Annotated in this window: 15 protein-coding genes; 13 read left to right on the plus strand and 2 right to left on the minus strand. The window is 63.2% G+C overall.

The annotated features are described in order from the left end of the window. Positions 1-62 precede the first annotated feature (62 nt). A complete protein-coding gene (locus D1227_RS11550) occupies positions 63-851 on the minus strand; it encodes a hypothetical protein (protein ID WP_119404782.1) in 789 nt (262 codons plus the stop codon). Between the two features lie 259 nt (positions 852-1,110). Here D1227_RS11550 and D1227_RS11555 point away from each other — a divergent pair, with 259 nt between their 5' ends. From D1227_RS11555 to D1227_RS11585, 7 genes are all read left to right on the plus strand, one after another. Then, the gene (locus tag D1227_RS11555) at positions 1,111-3,381 is read left to right on the plus strand and encodes a S9 family peptidase (RefSeq protein WP_233350169.1); all 2,271 of its coding nucleotides are present in this window, start codon (positions 1,111-1,113) and stop codon (positions 3,379-3,381) included. Positions 3,382-3,503: 122 nt separating this feature from the next. After that, positions 3,504-4,874: an alpha,alpha-trehalose-phosphate synthase (UDP-forming) gene (locus tag D1227_RS11560; protein ID WP_119374956.1), complete on the plus strand. Its 1,371-nt coding sequence runs from the start codon at positions 3,504-3,506 to the stop codon at positions 4,872-4,874. Further along, a complete protein-coding gene (otsB, locus tag D1227_RS11565; protein WP_119404783.1) occupies positions 4,874-5,605 on the plus strand; it encodes a trehalose-phosphatase in 732 nt (243 codons plus the stop codon). The genes D1227_RS11560 and otsB overlap by 1 nt, the downstream gene beginning before the upstream one ends. Continuing rightward, positions 5,602-7,371 (plus strand): glycoside hydrolase family 15 protein, encoded by a 1,770-nt coding sequence (locus tag D1227_RS11570; protein WP_119374954.1) that lies wholly within the window; start codon positions 5,602-5,604, stop codon positions 7,369-7,371. Before otsB ends, D1227_RS11570 begins: the two co-directional genes overlap by 4 nt. Before the next feature lie 47 nt (positions 7,372-7,418). After that, positions 7,419-7,838, plus strand: coding sequence for a DUF1330 domain-containing protein (locus D1227_RS11575; RefSeq protein ID WP_119374953.1), 420 nt, complete (start codon positions 7,419-7,421; stop codon positions 7,836-7,838). A gap of 54 nt (positions 7,839-7,892) precedes the next feature. Next, entirely contained in the window at positions 7,893-8,441 is a 549-nt protein-coding gene (locus D1227_RS11580) for a YbjN domain-containing protein (protein ID WP_158586636.1), read from the plus strand. Positions 8,442-8,473: 32 nt separating this feature from the next. After that, entirely contained in the window at positions 8,474-9,175 is a 702-nt protein-coding gene (locus D1227_RS11585) for an HAD family acid phosphatase (protein ID WP_119404784.1), read from the plus strand. On the opposite strand, the gene D1227_RS11590 is transcribed toward D1227_RS11585, so the two are convergent. Further along, complete coding sequence (locus tag D1227_RS11590) at positions 9,172-9,639, minus strand: GAF domain-containing protein (protein WP_119404931.1); 468 nt, start codon at positions 9,637-9,639, stop codon at positions 9,172-9,174. The genes D1227_RS11585 and D1227_RS11590 overlap by 4 nt on opposite strands. Positions 9,640-9,787: 148 nt before the next feature. Between D1227_RS11590 and D1227_RS11595 the strand changes: the two genes are divergently transcribed. The 6 genes from D1227_RS11595 to D1227_RS11620 are packed head-to-tail and all read left to right on the plus strand — an operon-like array spanning position 9,788 to position 15,928. Beyond that, on the plus strand, positions 9,788-10,525 hold the full coding sequence (locus tag D1227_RS11595; RefSeq protein WP_147373301.1) for a hypothetical protein: 738 nt from the start codon (positions 9,788-9,790) through the stop codon (positions 10,523-10,525). After that, complete coding sequence (locus D1227_RS11600; protein WP_119404786.1) at positions 10,522-11,739, plus strand: DUF4350 domain-containing protein; 1,218 nt, start codon at positions 10,522-10,524, stop codon at positions 11,737-11,739. Before D1227_RS11595 ends, D1227_RS11600 begins: the two co-directional genes overlap by 4 nt. Beyond that, on the plus strand, positions 11,726-12,682 hold the full coding sequence (locus D1227_RS11605) for an AAA family ATPase (RefSeq protein WP_119404787.1): 957 nt from the start codon (positions 11,726-11,728) through the stop codon (positions 12,680-12,682). The genes D1227_RS11600 and D1227_RS11605 overlap by 14 nt, the downstream gene beginning before the upstream one ends. Next, on the plus strand, positions 12,679-13,992 hold the full coding sequence (locus tag D1227_RS11610; protein WP_119404788.1) for a DUF58 domain-containing protein: 1,314 nt from the start codon (positions 12,679-12,681) through the stop codon (positions 13,990-13,992). The genes D1227_RS11605 and D1227_RS11610 overlap by 4 nt, the downstream gene beginning before the upstream one ends. Continuing rightward, a complete protein-coding gene (locus D1227_RS11615; RefSeq protein WP_119404789.1) occupies positions 13,989-14,987 on the plus strand; it encodes a stage II sporulation protein M in 999 nt (332 codons plus the stop codon). The genes D1227_RS11610 and D1227_RS11615 overlap by 4 nt, the downstream gene beginning before the upstream one ends. Next, a complete protein-coding gene (locus D1227_RS11620; RefSeq protein WP_119404790.1) occupies positions 14,987-15,928 on the plus strand; it encodes an RDD family protein in 942 nt (313 codons plus the stop codon). Before D1227_RS11615 ends, D1227_RS11620 begins: the two co-directional genes overlap by 1 nt. Positions 15,929-15,940: the final 12 nt, after the last annotated feature.

Genomic DNA, 15,940 nt, shown 5'->3' on the forward strand with positions numbered 1-15,940 from the left:
TCGCGAGCCCATCGGAAAGGCCGGCAAGTCAGGGCTCAGAGCGGCTCTGCTCTTGAATTCTGTCATTCGGCGGCCAGTTCAAGGCTCCTTTGCTTCAGCCCTTCCAGCGCCTCGGCGACGTCGCTTGCAAGCTCGGCCACGGCGCGTTCCTCGGCCGTATCGACAAAGTCGCGCGCCGTGGAAATGCTGGAGACCGCCCGGCTGATACCGGACTTTTCCGCATGCCCGGTCAGCGTTGCATAGGGATAGCCATTGCGCACATCGACGAGCAGGCCGCTGGCAGACGCCTCGACATCGATACTGCGGGTCGGGATTACGAACATGCCGACAATAGTCAGGTCCGCCAGAGAGACGGCGTTCGATTTCTCCCACGATGACGAGCCGACTTCATAGATCAGCACATAATCGAGATGCTGGCGGGCCGCGCCCCGGCGGATATCGGCAATGATGGCACCTGCCCGGTCCGTGCCTTCAGGCGCCGGCGAAGACACCATGGAAGCGATCAGCGGGCTAACGGGCACAAACTCGCCAAAGCTATCGCCAATATCTTCAAGCGCCGCCTGCCAGATCAGGGCTTCATCGCCGGGAATCGCGGTGAGCCCGAAACGCCCGACCCGGGCAAGGCCGATGCGTGCAGGAAACTCCAGGCGCGGCTCAGCGCTGGCAATCCGCCGGACATCGGCATCGACATCCGCAGCATCCTGACCGCCAGCCACAGGGGCGGCGTCATAGCCCAGCCGGTCATAACGGGCGAGGTAATCGGTCCCGGAGCTGGACTGGAGATAGGCGCTGCATCCCCCCAGCGTGATGAGCACGGCGACCGCAGCGGCGGATTTCATATAGTTGAGCATGGCTATTCCCGATTCTTTGTGAGTGATTGTTCACTTGCCTTTTTATCGAAGGCGGCAGGCAAGTCAACCTGCCCTTCATTCCAGAGCAGGCAGCCAAGCCCATTGAATGACCGGAATGGGGCGCTTGATCGGCCGGCGCTCGGCCTCTACGGGTTTCCAAATGAAACGGCGCATTTCGACTCTGCTGGTTCTCACTGCCCTGGTTGCGGGAAGCGCCGGCTGTGTGTCTGCTCAGGCGCGCGACAGGGAGACTGCCCAAGTGACCAATCGAGCCGAACTCACCATCGAGCGGCTTTACGCCTCTCCTTCCCTTTCCGGCCCATCGGCGACGGGCGTAAAGTACTCCCCGGACGGCAGGCGCGTGACCTTTCTCAAGGCGCGTGAGGACGATGGCAGCCGCTACGATCTCTGGCAGTTCGACGTCGAGACTGGCGAACAGTCCATGCTGGTAGACTCCTCCGTACTCGTGCCGGACGAGGGCGAATTATCGGAAGAAGAGAAAGCCTTGCGCGAACGCAAGCGGATCGCTGGCCGCAAGGGCATTGTCGATTATGCGTGGGGAACAGCAGACACGATCCTGGTGCCGCTTGGCGGCGATCTCTATCTCGTCTCACTGGGCGAGGATGGCCATTCGGTCCGCCAGCTGATCGACACCGACGCCTTTGAATATGATGCCCGGGTTTCACCGAAGGGAAATTTCGTCTCCTTCATCCGCGATGGCGCCCTGTTCGTCATCGATCTGGCGACCGGCGAAGAGCGCCAGATCAGCCCCGACGCCGAGCCGGACAAGGCCATCGCCTATGGCGTCTCCGAATTCGTCGCCCAGGAAGAGATGAGCCGATACACCGGCTATTGGTGGAGCCCGGACGAGCGCCACATCGCCTATACCCGCGTCGATGAAAGCAAGGTCGACATTGTCGAGCGTTTCGACATCGCTGCCGAGCAGACCACAGTCATCGACCAACGCTATCCACGCGCCGGCCGGCCGAACGCGCTTGTCAATCTCATGGTCCGGAACATGAAAACTGGCGAGGTGAGCAACATCTATGGCGTCGGTCCGGACACTTACCTGGCGCGCGTCAACTGGGCGGGCCGCAGCCTGTGGTTCCAGACGGTGAACCGCGACCAGACGGAGATCACCTATCACCGCACCGACGGCAAGCCATGGCGCGTCTGGTCACCGCTCAGGGAAAGACAGGAAAAATGGGTCAACCTCTCGAAGGATTTCTGCACCGTTGATGAGGGCATCGTCCTTTCAACCGAACAGAGTGGCTACCGTCATCTCGCCCTGTCGCGCTTTGGCAGCGAGTCCGATGACCTTGTTCCCATTACGGGCGGAAACTGGGCCATCGACAGCCTGAAAGCCATCGATCGCGAAACCCGCATGGTCTATTTCACCGGTTATGCCGACACGCCGCTGGAGCAGCACCTCTATCGTATTCGCCTTCCGTGGACGGATGAGGAGCTGGAAAACAGCCGCGACACTGGCCGCCTCCCCGACAGCAATTGCACCGATCTGACGCCTATGTCTGCCCGCGCGCAGGTCGACTGTCCGCCGCCGGTGCGCATCACCGAAGCTGGCAAGTCCTGGTCCGTCACCATGGCGCCGGACGGCAAATCCTTTGTCGGGACGTCCTCCTCTCCCACTCAGCCGCCACAGACGGGACTTTACAGCGCTGACGGCGCGCTGATCGGCTGGATCGAGGAGAATGCGCTCGATGAGAGCCATCCTTATGCGCCCTATCTGGATACCCATGCCGTGCCGGAATTCGGTACGCTGGAGGCCGAAGATGGCCAGACTTTGCATTACTCCATCCTGAAACCGGCGGACTTTGATCCGTCAAAAACCTATCCGGTCATCATCGATGTCTATGGCGGGCCGCACGTGCAGACGGTCGACCGGGACTGGGAAAGTCTCTCCGATCAGTACCTTACACGTCAGGGTTACATCGTCTTCCGGCTCGACAATCGCGGCATGGCGAACCGCGGCAAGCGCTTTGAGGATGTCATCTACCGCCAGACCGGCGGGCCGGAAGTGCGCGACCAGCGCGCTGGCGTCGACTGGCTGAAAGCACAGCCCTTCGTCGATGCCGACAGGATCGCCATCCAGGGCTGGTCCTATGGCGGCTACATGACGCTCATGACCATCCTGCAGTCGCCGGAAGGCACCTTCGCGGCCGCCGCCGCTGGCGCACCCGTGACCGACTGGTCGCTCTATGACACCTTCTACACTGAGCGCTATATGGACACGCCCCAGGACAATCCCGAGGGCTATGAAAAATCATCGGTTTTCTACCACCTCGACCGGCTTGAGGGCGCGCTGCCGCCAACGCTACTGATGCACGGCATGGCCGATGACAATGTCACCTTCGACAACATGACTCGGCTGATGGCGGCGATGCAGGAAAAGGGGCTGATGTTCGACCTGATGACCTATCCCGGCCAGCGCCACGGCATTCGCGGTCAGGCCCTGCAGACCCATCTGATGAAGACCCGCATGGCCTTCCTGAACCGGCACCTGAAACCTTGATCGCGGCGACTGGAGCGAGTGACGGCTTTTTGGGCCAATGCTTGTTTTTTCAGCGCCCAGCAGCACACTAAGCTTGCAGCTGAGGAATCGACGTAGATGGTTCAGCGAAGCAAGGAGCCGTCATGGGAAGACTGATCGCAATATCGAACCGGACCGCCGCCGATGCCAGTGCGCGCGCTGGCGGGCTGGCCGTCGCCGTGTGGGAATCGCTGAGAAGCACGGGCGGAATCTGGTTCGGCTGGTCCGGCAACATTGTCGAGGACGAGGTTGGCGAGCCGCAGGTCTTCTCCGATGAAGGCGTGGAATTCGTCACCACCGACTTCACCGAAGCCGAGCATGATGGGTTTTACCTACAATATGCCAACCGCGTGATCTGGCCGGTCTTCCACTACCGGGTGGACCTGGCGCACTTCTCGTCCAAGGACTTCGATGTCTATGCCGATGTGAACGAACGCATCGCCGAACTCGTCGCCCCACGCCTCAAGGAGGGCGACTCGGTCTGGGTGCACGACTATCATTTCCTGCTGATGGGCGATTTCCTGCGCCGCAGCGGCTGGACCGGCCCGATCGGCTTTTTCCTGCACATCCCCTTCCCCTCGCCGGAAGTCTTCCGCGCCCTGCCCGAGCATGAACGCATTGCCCGCGCCATGTGTGAATTCAGCGTCCTTGGGTTCCAGTCGAAGACCGACCGATCGAATTTCGTGCGCTATCTTCTCGAGAATTACGATGCGGTCGACGAAGGCGAAGGCTGGATCGGCGTGTTCGGACGCCGCATCCGTGCCAATGCCTATCCAATCGGGATAGACGCCAAAGGCTTTGCCGAAGCGGCCACCAGCCCGCGCGCCGGGACCGCCGCGACCCGCATTGGCCGGTTCCTGGGCGGCCGCAATCTCGTGCTCGGTGTTGACCGGATGGACTATTCGAAGGGCCTGCCGCAGCGCTTCGAGGCGGTCGGCAAGCTGTTCGACCATTTCCCCTCCACGCGCGGACGGGTCTCGGTGACGCAGATCGCCCCGCCCTCGCGCTCCAAGGTCGAGGAATATCGGGACCTGCGCACACAGCTCGACGGGCTGGCCGGGCGCATCAATGGCGACTACGGCGACCTCGACTGGATCCCGTTGCGCTACCTCGCGCGGTCCTATGACCGACGCGAACTGGCCGGCCTTTATCGCATCGCCCGCGTCTGCCTGGTCACCCCGCTTCGCGACGGCATGAACCTGGTCGCCAAGGAATTCGTGATGGCGCAGGACCCCGATGACCCGGGCGTGCTGGTCCTGTCGGAATTTGCCGGCGCCGCCGAACAGCTGACGGACGCCCTGATCGTAAACCCGCACGACACATACAAGGTGGCGGAGACCATCTATCACGCCCTCGAAATGACGCTGGAGGAACGCCAGGCCAGATGGGAAAAACTGCGCGACATTGTGATGGCGCAGGATATCGAATGGTGGCGACACAAATTCCTGGATGACCTCTCGACAGACCTGACTTGATGACAACTGACCTTTCCGCCCTGCCGCGCCTGGATGAGCGCCACGCGCTCTTCCTCGATTTCGATGGCACGCTTGCGCCCATCCAGGACGATCCGGACACGGTGATCCTGCCGGCGAAAACGCGCCAAGCGCTCGCTGCGCTGGAACCGCTGCTCGGCGACGCCATCGCCATTATCAGCGGCCGGGACATTCGTGACCTCTCGGCCCGCGTACCGCTGGCTTACTGGCGGGCCGGCGGCCACGGCCTCGATATCTGCGGCCCCGACGAGGCGCCACCGGCCATGCCAACCGCAGCGCCGCGGGCCATCATCAATGCTGTCGAAATGATCGTTCATGGCCTCGATGGTGTGCGGATCGAACACAAGGGTCCGGTCCTTGCGGTCCACTACCGTCAGGCACCGGACCTAGGCCCGATGCTGATTGCCCGGCTTGAAGACACGCTGGCAGACAATCCGGATTACAAGGTCCAGGCCGGGAAGATGGTGATCGAGGCAAAGCCCGCCAATGCCAATAAGGGCAAGGCTGTGGAGGTGATGCTTTCGCACGCGCCCTTCCTTGACCGCACCGCCATCATGGTCGGCGACGACACGACCGATGAGGACGCTTTCAAGGTCGTCAACAGGCTGGGCGGCCAGTCGATAAAGGTCGGCAGCGGTGAGACCGCGGCTGGCTATCGGGTCGATGACCCGCAGGATGTAACGAACTGGCTGATCGAACAGGGGAAGCGATGAGCAATCTCGAACTCGGCATCATCGGAAACGGCACCGTCGCAGGACTCGTCGACGAGGATGCGAACATTGTCTGGCTCTGCCTTCCGCGGATCGACGGCGAACCGGTGTTCAACAAGCTGCTTGGCGGGCGTGGTCAGTTCGCCGTCTCCCTGCAGGGTCACGTCAAAAGTACCCAGACCTATCAACGCAATACAGCGGTGATCGAAACTGTACTTGAAGCCGATGATGGCTCCTCGGTTCGCGTCACGGACTATTGCCCGCGCTTCATGGACAAGGGCCGCATGTTCCGTCCGGCGTCCATGGTGCGCCGGATCACCCCGCTGAAAGGCATGCCGCGGATCCGGGTTGAACTCTTCGCACAGAGCCAGCGCGGCGAGTACAACATGGTCACCCGGCGCGGCGTCAATCACATCGCCTTTCTCGATGAGACTGCCGGCTTCCGCGTTACCACGGATGCGCCCGTCTCCTATGTCATGGACGGGCGAGATTTCGTGCTGGACCGGGAAGTGAGCTTCGTGCTCGGCCCGGATGAAAGCCTGTCAGACCGGGTCGGCGTCATTGCGCTGGAATGGCTGGAGCGCACAGCCGATCACTGGATGAGCTGGTCTCGGCGCCTCGCCACCCCGCCGGACTGGCAGGATGCGGTCATCCGGGCCGCGATCACGCTGAAGCTGTGCGTCTATGAGGAGACCGGCGGCATTGTCGCAGCCCTGACAACCAGCATCCCCGAGCATGCCGATTCGGAGCGCAACTGGGACTACCGCTTCTGCTGGCTACGCGACGCCTATTTTACCGTGACCGCCCTCAACCGGCTCTCGGCGGTCGGCACGCTGGAACACTATCTCGCCTATCTGAGGAACACCGTCGCCCATACGCGCGGCGGGCATATCCAGCCCGTCTACGGCATCGCGCTCGAGCACGACCTGACGGAGAACATTGCCGGCGCCCTGCCCGGCTATCGCGGAATGGGACCCGTTCGCTTCGGCAACCAGGCCGCCGAGCACATCCAACATGACGTTTACGGACACGTCATCCTCGGCGCGAGCCAGGCTTTCTTCGACGACCGCCTCTACGCAAAGGCCGGCGCGCTGGAATTTGCGCACTTCGAAGGCGTCGGCGAGCGCGCCTATGCTGTCTGGAACACGCCGGATGCCGGCATCTGGGAGTTTCGCGGCTTTGCGCATGTCCACACCTCATCGGCCATCATGTGCTGGGCGGCCTGCGACCGGCTTGCCCGGATCGCCACGCATCTCGGCCTCGACAAGCGCGCGGCCTACTGGACCGATTGCGCCAACGAAATCCGCGAAGGCGTGCTCAAGCTGGCCTGGAGCGAAAAGCGGCAGGCCTTTACCGGCGCTTTCGGCGAGGACGCGCTCGATGCGTCCGTGCTCCTGATGGCCGAGATTGGATTCATCGACGCGAAGGACCCGCGTTTCGTGAAAACGGTCGAGCGGATCGATGAAGAACTGCGCGACGGGTATCACGTCTACCGCTACCGGGTCGAAGACGATTTCGGCCTTCCGAAAACCGCCTTTACTGCCTGCACCTTCTGGCACATCGACGCGCTGGCGCGGATCGGCAAGATCGATGAGGCGCGCGCCATGTTCGAGGATGTGCTCGCCCACCGCACGCGGCTGGGCCTCTTGTCGGAGGATATCGACACATCGAATGGTGAGCTGTGGGGGAATTTCCCGCAGACCTATTCCATGGTCGGCATTATCAACGCCGCCAACCGGCTCAGCCGCGACTGGGACGAGGTTGTGTGACAGGCCGGCCTGGTTAAATCTCTAGGGAACACCCGGAGGAAACACATATGCCAGCCCTGCAGCCCACCACAGACCAGATGAGCGCCTTCGCCAAAGCCGAGGATGACGGCCAGCCGATCTTCATGATCAACCTGCTGAAATTCCACGACAAGGCCCAATACAAGGAAAGCGACCCGGAACATGGTGAGGCCATCTCCGGCGAAGAGGCCTACAATCGCTACGGAAAAGGCCTCGAAGCGCTGACCAGCGACCCGAAGATCGGGCTGTCGATTGTCTATGCCGGGTCGGTTCAGCGCTTCCTGATTGGCGGTGACGAGGACTGGGACCGGGTGCTGGTGGTGCGCTATCCCTCTCGCCAGCACATGCTGACCATGATGCGCGATCCGCGCTACCAGGAGGCACACCGCCATCGCGAGGCCGGCCTCAAGCATCAGGACCTGATCGAGACGAAAGCCTTGACCAGTTGAAGGCTTGCGGTCCGCGCGGCCGCGTAGCAGCATATCCGTCTCATGAGGATTTGCATGAAGACACGCCTTATCGCGCTGGCGGCGCTGGCCCTCACGGCCCCTGTGACCAGCCTGCCTGCCACTGCCCAGTTCGCAGCCATGCCTGAGGCGGGCGAGGAAAGCGCACCGCAGGTCGTCGATGCAACGGACCCCGAGCTGATCGCCCGCATCCTGCGCAATGAAGGCTTCAAGGCCGAGCTGAAGACGCTGGCCAGTGGCGCGATCGAGATCGAGTCCGAATATGATGGCACCAGCTTCTGGCTGTATTTCCAGGCCTGCACCGCCGACTTTACCGGCTGTGAGGTCATCAGCTTCTCGTCTGGCTTCGACTTCGAGACCGCCCAGCTGCCCGACATTATCGGCGACTGGAACCATGACCGCTATTCGAAAGCCTATCTCGACGAGGACGGCGACCCCTTCGTCGAGTTCAGCGTCAACATGAAGGGCGGCGTCACCCGCGAGAACTTCGTCGACACGCTGCACTGGTTCACGACCGAGATGTCGGCATTCATCGAACAGATCGGCTGGAACCGCGACCTGTCCGGCCAGGCCCAGCCCATCTAGATTTCTCGCCCACCCCATTGAGGATTCAGGCCATGCGAATTGCTCTTTCCTGCCTTGCCTTCGCCGCGGCACTCGCCGCCTGCACGACCACGCCGCCCGCGCCAGCGCTTAGCCCCGGCGTTGACTGGGTCGCCAATTCGCCAGGCTGGGCAGAGGAGGCCGAAGCTGTCTATGCCGAAGCGGGAGCCTATGTCGAAGCCGTCGCCGCCGCGCGTGAGCCAAAAAGCTGGGCGGTCATTCTCGATGTCGATGAGACGGTTCTGAACAATGTCGAATACCAGGTGCGCCTCGAAACGACGGGTGACACATATACACCCGAAAGCTGGCACGCCTGGACGGCGGAGAAGTCAGCCCCGCCTGTGCCCGGCGTAATCGACTTCATCGAGAAAGTGAATGCGCTTGGCGGCCATGTCGCGCTGGTCACCAACCGCGCCGACAGCGAACAGCTCTGGACCGAGGAGAACCTCTTCGATGTCGGTCTCACCCGACATGACGATTTCCGTGTCCTGCTGACCCGCGCTCGCCCGGACGGCCCGTCCGACAAGACCGCCCGGTTTGCGCTGGTGCCGTCCATGCTGGCCGTTCAGGGCTATCCGGGCGTCGAGGTAGTGGCCTTCGTCGGCGACAATGAGGGCGACAAGCCCGAGGACCTGTCGGGCGCTGAATTCTTCTGCATTGACCAGGGCGCCATGTATGGCGAGCCATGCGCCGCTGTACCAGGGCCCGGACGTTAGACCGTCAGCAGGATCTTGCAGATCGCCTCAAGGCCAGCCTGGTCGACTGCATCGAACGCATCATGCTCGGTCGAGTCGACATCGAGCACCGCTGCCAGCTTTCCTTCGGCGTCGAAGACTGGGACGACAATCTCGGAGTTCGAGCGCGAGTCGCAGGCGATGTGGCCCGGAAAGGCGTGAACATCCGGGACAAGCTGTGTTTCGCCCGTCGCCGCGCAGGCCCCGCAGACCCCCTTGCCGAAAGGAATACGCAGGCAGCCAAGCGTTCCCTGATACGGGCCAACGACCAGCTCTTCGGGCTTGTCCGGATCAACCACATAGAAGCCGGTCCAGAAGAAGCGCGGCCGGAAGGCTTCCGCCAGCAGGCAGGCCGCGGAAGCGTAGCGCGCGGGCGTGTAGGTTTCGCCCGCCACCAGGCTTTCAATTTCCAGTTTCAGCTCTGCATAGCGGGCTTGGCGATCCATCTCTTGGTCCTTCAACGGCATGCGCGCCATATCGCGTTTCGCGCACAGTTTCTCAAGAGCCCCATGGACGCCGCGCCGCTGCTCTGAAATAGTCGTAATCTGTGGGTGGAGTGGCAGGATGAACTGCCACAGGAGAGGAGGCGACTGCGTGCGAGAAGCTGTCCGGACGATGCTGGTCGCCTGCGTCATGCTTCTTGGGCCAATGCTTGTGCCGGCCGCCAGCGCGCAGGACACCCAGGCCCCGCCAGACCGCGAGCAGGTTGAGCGCCTCGTCGATGCTCACACCGCCAATGATCGCCTGCAGACAGAGCGCCCCGAATGGACGCCCGAACCGGTCGAGACCCGTCCACGCCAGCGAAACCCCTTCATCGAGTGGATTGGCGATTTCTTTGCCATGATCTTCCGGAATTTCGGCTGGCTGTTCCAGTGGATTCTCTTCGCAGCGATTGCCGGGGCGATCCTCTACGCGCTGTGGTACATGTTTGGCGACGTGGCTGGCCTGCGCTTCCGGCGCGAAAAGACTGATGACGGACCTGAAGTATCCGACATCGAGGACCAGCGCCCCGACCCGAAACGGGCAGCAACCCTGCTGGAAGAGGCCGATGCGCTCGCCGCCGAGGGGCGTTTTGCCGAAGCGGTTCACCTTCTGCTTTTCCGCTCTATCGAGGATTTGCGCGAGCGCCGCTCCGGCGGGGTGCCGCAATCGCTGACCGCGCGGGAGATCAGCTCCCTGTCGGATCTCACCCAACGCACGCGCGAGGCGCTGTCGCCGATCATCCGCATTGTCGAGAACAGCTTCTTTGGTGGCCGCCCGGTCGACCAGACAGGCTGGCAGAGCGCGCGCTCATCCTATGAATCCTTCGCGTTCGGAGGGGCTGCCGCATGACCCCCGCCAGCGAACGACTGCCCGAGACCACCAACCCCTTCTCCGCCCGCCTCGTGATCATCCTGATCGCGATTGCCATCGTGTCCTTTGCGGCGGTAATGGCGCTGATGGCCTGGTCGCCGGACCTTGCCCGCAAGGACCGGCCCGGCGCGACGCCCTATTCCCGCTCGGCCTCGGGATATGCCGGCCTGATCAACATGCTTGAAAGCGACGGGCGCGCAGTGACCGTCTCACGTCGCAGCGAACTTCTGCACTATAGCGACGGCCGGCTGATGGTCCTGACCCTGCCGCTCTACGGGCGCGGCTTCGAGATCGATGAACTTGCCGGACCGGCGCTGATCGTCCTGCCGAAATGGAGCTTCCTCGCCAATCCGGCCCGGCGGGCCTTCGAACTCGACACGCGCCTTGCCAGCAAGGACGCCGTGGATGCGATGCTCGGCCTGGTCGAGGAGGATGCCAGCCTTCACCGTCTGCGTAATCCGGGCGCGGTCGACACGCCCTTCGGGACATTCACGCCGGATTTCGACCACGAGATGCAGGTCATCAAGTCGGACACGCTGGAAGAGATCATCGGCGTGCCGGGCGGCCAGCTCCTTTCAAAGCTGCCGGACAGGGACATCTACGTCCTTTCGGACCCCGACCTCTTGAACAATTTCGGCCTGGCGCGGGTCGACAACGCCCTGATGGGGCTCAGCCTGTTTGCGTATCTCGATAACGGGCGTCAGGACGTCGTCTTCGACGCGACCATTCATGGCTTCGAAAGCTCCGGCAGCCTGCTGAAGACGCTGCTCGACATCCCCTTCCTCGGGGCGACTTTGGTCGCGCTGGCGACCATGCTGCTCATCGGCTGGGCCGCCGCAATCCGCTTCGGGGCACCGGAGCGCGAAGCGCCGGCCTTCCCGCCGGGCAAGCTGGCGCTGGCCGACAATTCCGCCGACCTTATCGCTTCGGCCCGCCGTGAGGCGCGTATGGCGCCTGGCTACCTGTCGCTGACCCGGCGCGCGCTCGCCCGCGATCTCGGCCTGCCGAAAACGCTGAGCGAGGCGGAAATCGCCGCCCTTCTCGACCGGATGGGTGAGCAGACCGGCCTTGACGATAACTGGAGCCGTATCGGCGGCGCGCTGTCCGAACCGGCTCACAATCGCGATGATCTGAGACACAAGGCCCGCGCGCTCTGGCGCTGGCGAATGGAGATGACACATGGAAACAAGTGAGATTCAGGACCTGGCGGGCCGGATCCGCACCGAGGTCGCCAAGGCGGTGATCGGCCAGCGCGACACGGTCGACCTGATGCTGACAGCGCTGTTCTCGGCCGGCCACATCCTGCTGGAAGGCCCGCCCGGCACGGCCAAGACGCTGCTGACCCAATGCTTTGCGGCTGCCATTGATCTCGATTTCGGGCGCATCCAGTTCACGCCAGACCTCATGCCAGGCGATGTCATCGGCACCAACCTCTTCAACTTCCAGACAAACGAGTTCTCGCTCACCAAGGGGCCGATCTTCACCGACATCCTGCTTGCCGACGAGATCAACCGCACGCCGCCGAAGACGCAGGCCGCCCTGCTCGAGGCGATGCAGGAGCGCAAGGTCACCATCGACGGCAAGCCACACAGCCTGAACGACCGCTTTACCGTCATCGCCACCCAGAACCCGATCGAGCAGCAGGGCACCTATCCGCTGCCCGAAGCCCAGCTTGACCGCTTCCTGTTCAAGCACGTCCTCGACTATCCGAGCCGCGAGGAAGAAGTCGCCATCGTCACCGGCCACGGCAACCGCACCGGCATGAAGACGCCCGCCGCGTTTGGCGTCACCGCCGCGGTGAGGGCCGACGAGCTGGCGCGCGCCATCGACGCGGTGTCGGGCATCCGGATCAATGAGGATGTCGTCGGCTATATCGTCGACCTCGTCCGTGCGACCCGTGAGACTCCGGCACTGGAAACCGGCGCCAGTCCGCGGGCCGCCTCCGCGCTGGCCGCAGCGTCCCGGGCGCACGCCGCACTCGACGGGCGGGATTATGTCATTCCCGACGATGTGAAGCTGCTGGCCACACCGGCATTGCGCCACCGCGTCATTCTCTCCCCCGCCGCAGAGATCGAAGGGCGCACCACCGACGAAACCCTCGAAATCCTGATCGACCAGACGCCCGCCCCGAGATGATCGCCCCGACCCTCCGTTCCATCTGGCTGATGCTGGCAGGCGTTCCCGTGCTGCTTTACATCGCCATCTGGGCACCGGGCTTGTGGGCCGTGTCCGGCGGCTGGGTGATCGCAGTGATGGCGCTGATGTTCACGGACCTCATCCTCGCCGGGCGGGCGCCGGAAGCTGAGATCCGCGTCGATGCACCGGCTCTGCTTTACATGTCCGGCGAGGACCCGGCAGACATTACCCTCGCCTTCCGGCGCGGGCCGCTGCCCCGCTCGGTCGAGGTGCAGCTTGAGACGAATGCGCTGATCGCCTCGCCCCGGCGCAAGATCCTGAAAGGCTGGCAGAATGGCGCACATACAAGCGCCTTCACGCTGAAACCGATCCGGCGCGGGACCGGGCGGCTGGAACGACTCTGGGCGCGCTGGACCGGCCCTTTCGGCCTCGTCGCCATCCGAAAGATCGAGACGCTGGAAATCGAGATCCCGATCACGCCGAACACGCGCTGGGTCAAGGAAGAGGCCGTGCGTCTTTACCAGCGCGACGCAGATTTCGGCATCAAGATGCAGATCGAGCGTGGCGACGGATCGGAATTCGACAGCCTGCGCGAATTCACCGCCGGCATGGACCGCCGGTCCATCGACTGGAAGCATTCGGCCCGCCACCGCATGCTGCTCGCCAAGGAATTCCGCACCGAGCGCAACCACAATATCGTCTTCGCCTTCGATACCGGCCGGCTGATGAGCGAGCCGCTGGGCGGGGTGCCGAAGCTCGACAGGGCGATCAATTCCGCCCTCCTGCTGGCCTATGTCTCGCTGCGCTCAGGTGACCGCACCGCCATATTCGGCTTCGATGCCCGGCCTGGCGTCGCCAGCAATGTGCTCACCGGCACGGGCGCCTTCCCGCATGTCCAGCGGCTGGCCTCGCAGCTCGACTATTCCGTCGAGGACGCAAACTATACCCTCGCCCTCACCTCGCTCGCCTCGCGGCTGGAGCGGCGCTCACTGGTCATCCTGTTCACCGATTTCGTCGACACCATCTCGGCCGAGCTGATGCTCGAGAATGTCCGCCGCCTGACCGACAAGCATATCGTCCTCTTTGCCACCTTCGAGGATGAGGCCCTGGCGCGGATGATCCGCGCCGAGCCGCATTCGGCCGAGGATGTCAGCCGCGCGGTAATCGCAGACACGCTCCTGCAGGAGCGCGAGGTCGTGTTCCGCAAGCTGCAGCGCATGGGCGTCCAGATCATCGAGACGAGCCCGGAGCACTTCGGTGCCGATCTCGTCTCGCGCTATCTCGATATCAAGCGGAGGGAATTGCTGTGAACGATCGCGTCATCAAATCCTACCGCTTCCGCGAGGAACGGGAATCCGACTGGGCAAAGCTCGACCTGATCGTCACACGGGCAGAGAAACGCGGCGTGAAGGCGCTCTCCGACGAGGAGCTGACGGCCCTGCCCCGGCTCTACCGCCAGGCGGTTTCTTCCCTCTCGGTCGCCCGCTCCATCTCGCTCGACCAGAACGTGCTCGCCTATCTCGAGACGCTGTGCGCGCGCGCCTACTTCTTCGTCTACGGGACACGCGCCAGCATCGGCGCCCGCATGGCGCAATATTTCCGGCGGGACTGGCCAGCCTCCGTCTCAGCCGCGATCAAGCCGACGCTGCTGGCCGCGCTCTGCCTGTTCGGCGGGGCCCTTGTCGCCTTCTTCCTCTGCCTGCAGGACATGGAATGGTACTGGACGATCCATCAGGGCTGGGACTCGCGCAACCCGGATGCGAGCTATGACTCGCTGCGCGACACGCTGTATACGGAAGACACCAACATCGCCGACATGCTCGGCGCATTCGCCGCCCAGCTTTTCTCGCACAATAGCGGGATCGCGATCTTCGCTTTCGCGCTCGGCTTCTGCTTCGGCATCCCGACCGCCATCCTGCTGATTTATAATGGCGTCTATCTCGGCAGCTTCTTTGCCGTCTTCTGGCAGAAGGGGCTCGCGGCCGAGCTCACCGGCTGGCTGTTCATCCATGGCGTGACAGAGCTGTTCGCCATTGTGCTGGCAGGCGCGGCGGGCTTCATGATTGGCGGCGCAGTCGCCTTTCCGGGAACGAAAAGCCGCATGCAGTCTATGCGGGATGCAGGCAATTCCGCCGCGCTGGTGATCATCGGGGCGGTGCTGATGCTGTTCATCGCTGCGCTGCTCGAAGGCTTCGGACGGCAACTGATCAATTCAGACATGACGCGCTATGTCATCGCGGTCACCAGCCTGATTTTCTGGCTCACCTATTTCTACTGGCCGCGCGCCAGCGAGGAGGATCGCTGATGGCGAAGGCTTCTGCCGCCCCTGCTGTCGACAGCCGCCGCGAGGCGCTGCGCCGGCGTGAGTTGCGCCTGAAGGAGAATGCCCGCCAGGCCAAGCGCGTACGGGCGCTTGTCACGCCGGAAGGTGCGGCCCTGAACCTAAAGATCGCAACAGCGTCCGAGCGGGCTGGCGCCTTCCTGCTCGACTTCACGCTGCAGATCATCCTGATCATCGTGTCGGTCTTCGTGATCGCGTGGATGTTTTCCTCAATGGGCTTTCGCGGCTGGAGTGTCGCCGGATCGCTCTCGGCGGTGGTCGTCTTTTTCCTGCGCAATTTCTACTTCATCTTCTTCGAGATCGGCCGGAAGGCAGCAACGCCGGGCAAGCGCGCACTTGGCTTGCGCGTCGCCGCGCGCAATGGCGGCCGGCTGACCGCCAATGCCGTGCTCGCGCGCAACTTCATGCGGGAGCTGGAAGTCTTTCTGCCGCTGTCGCTGCTGCTGATGACGGTGGAGGATGAGGTCAGCGCCTGGATCCGGCTGCTGGGCATTGCCTGGACGGCGGTGTTCGTTCTTTTCCCGCTTTTCAACCGCGACAAGCTACGTGTCGGCGACCTGATTGCCGGGACGATCGTCATCCATGCCCCGCGCACCAAGCTCAAGAAGGACATCACCTCGGCCTCCCCGCTCTCCACGGCGGCGTCCTTCGCCTTCACCCCGGCCGAGCTCGACGCCTATGGCATCCATGAGCTGCACGTGCTGGAAGACGTGCTGCGTCAGTCCACGCGCGAGATAAAGGCGCGCGTCGCCGAACGCATCCGCGAGAAGATCGGCCGGGAGAAGCAGACCGGCGAAGATGACCTCGCCTTCCTCGAAGCCTATTACGGCGCCTTGCGCAGCCGGCTGGAGCAGCAGATGCTTTTCGGCGAACGCAAGGAAGACAAGTTCGATACTGGGCGATAGGCGCCAGCGGAG

The sequence above is a fragment of the Henriciella mobilis genome (genome assembly GCF_003576315.1).
GTDB lineage: Bacteria > Pseudomonadota > Alphaproteobacteria > Caulobacterales > Hyphomonadaceae > Henriciella > Henriciella mobilis.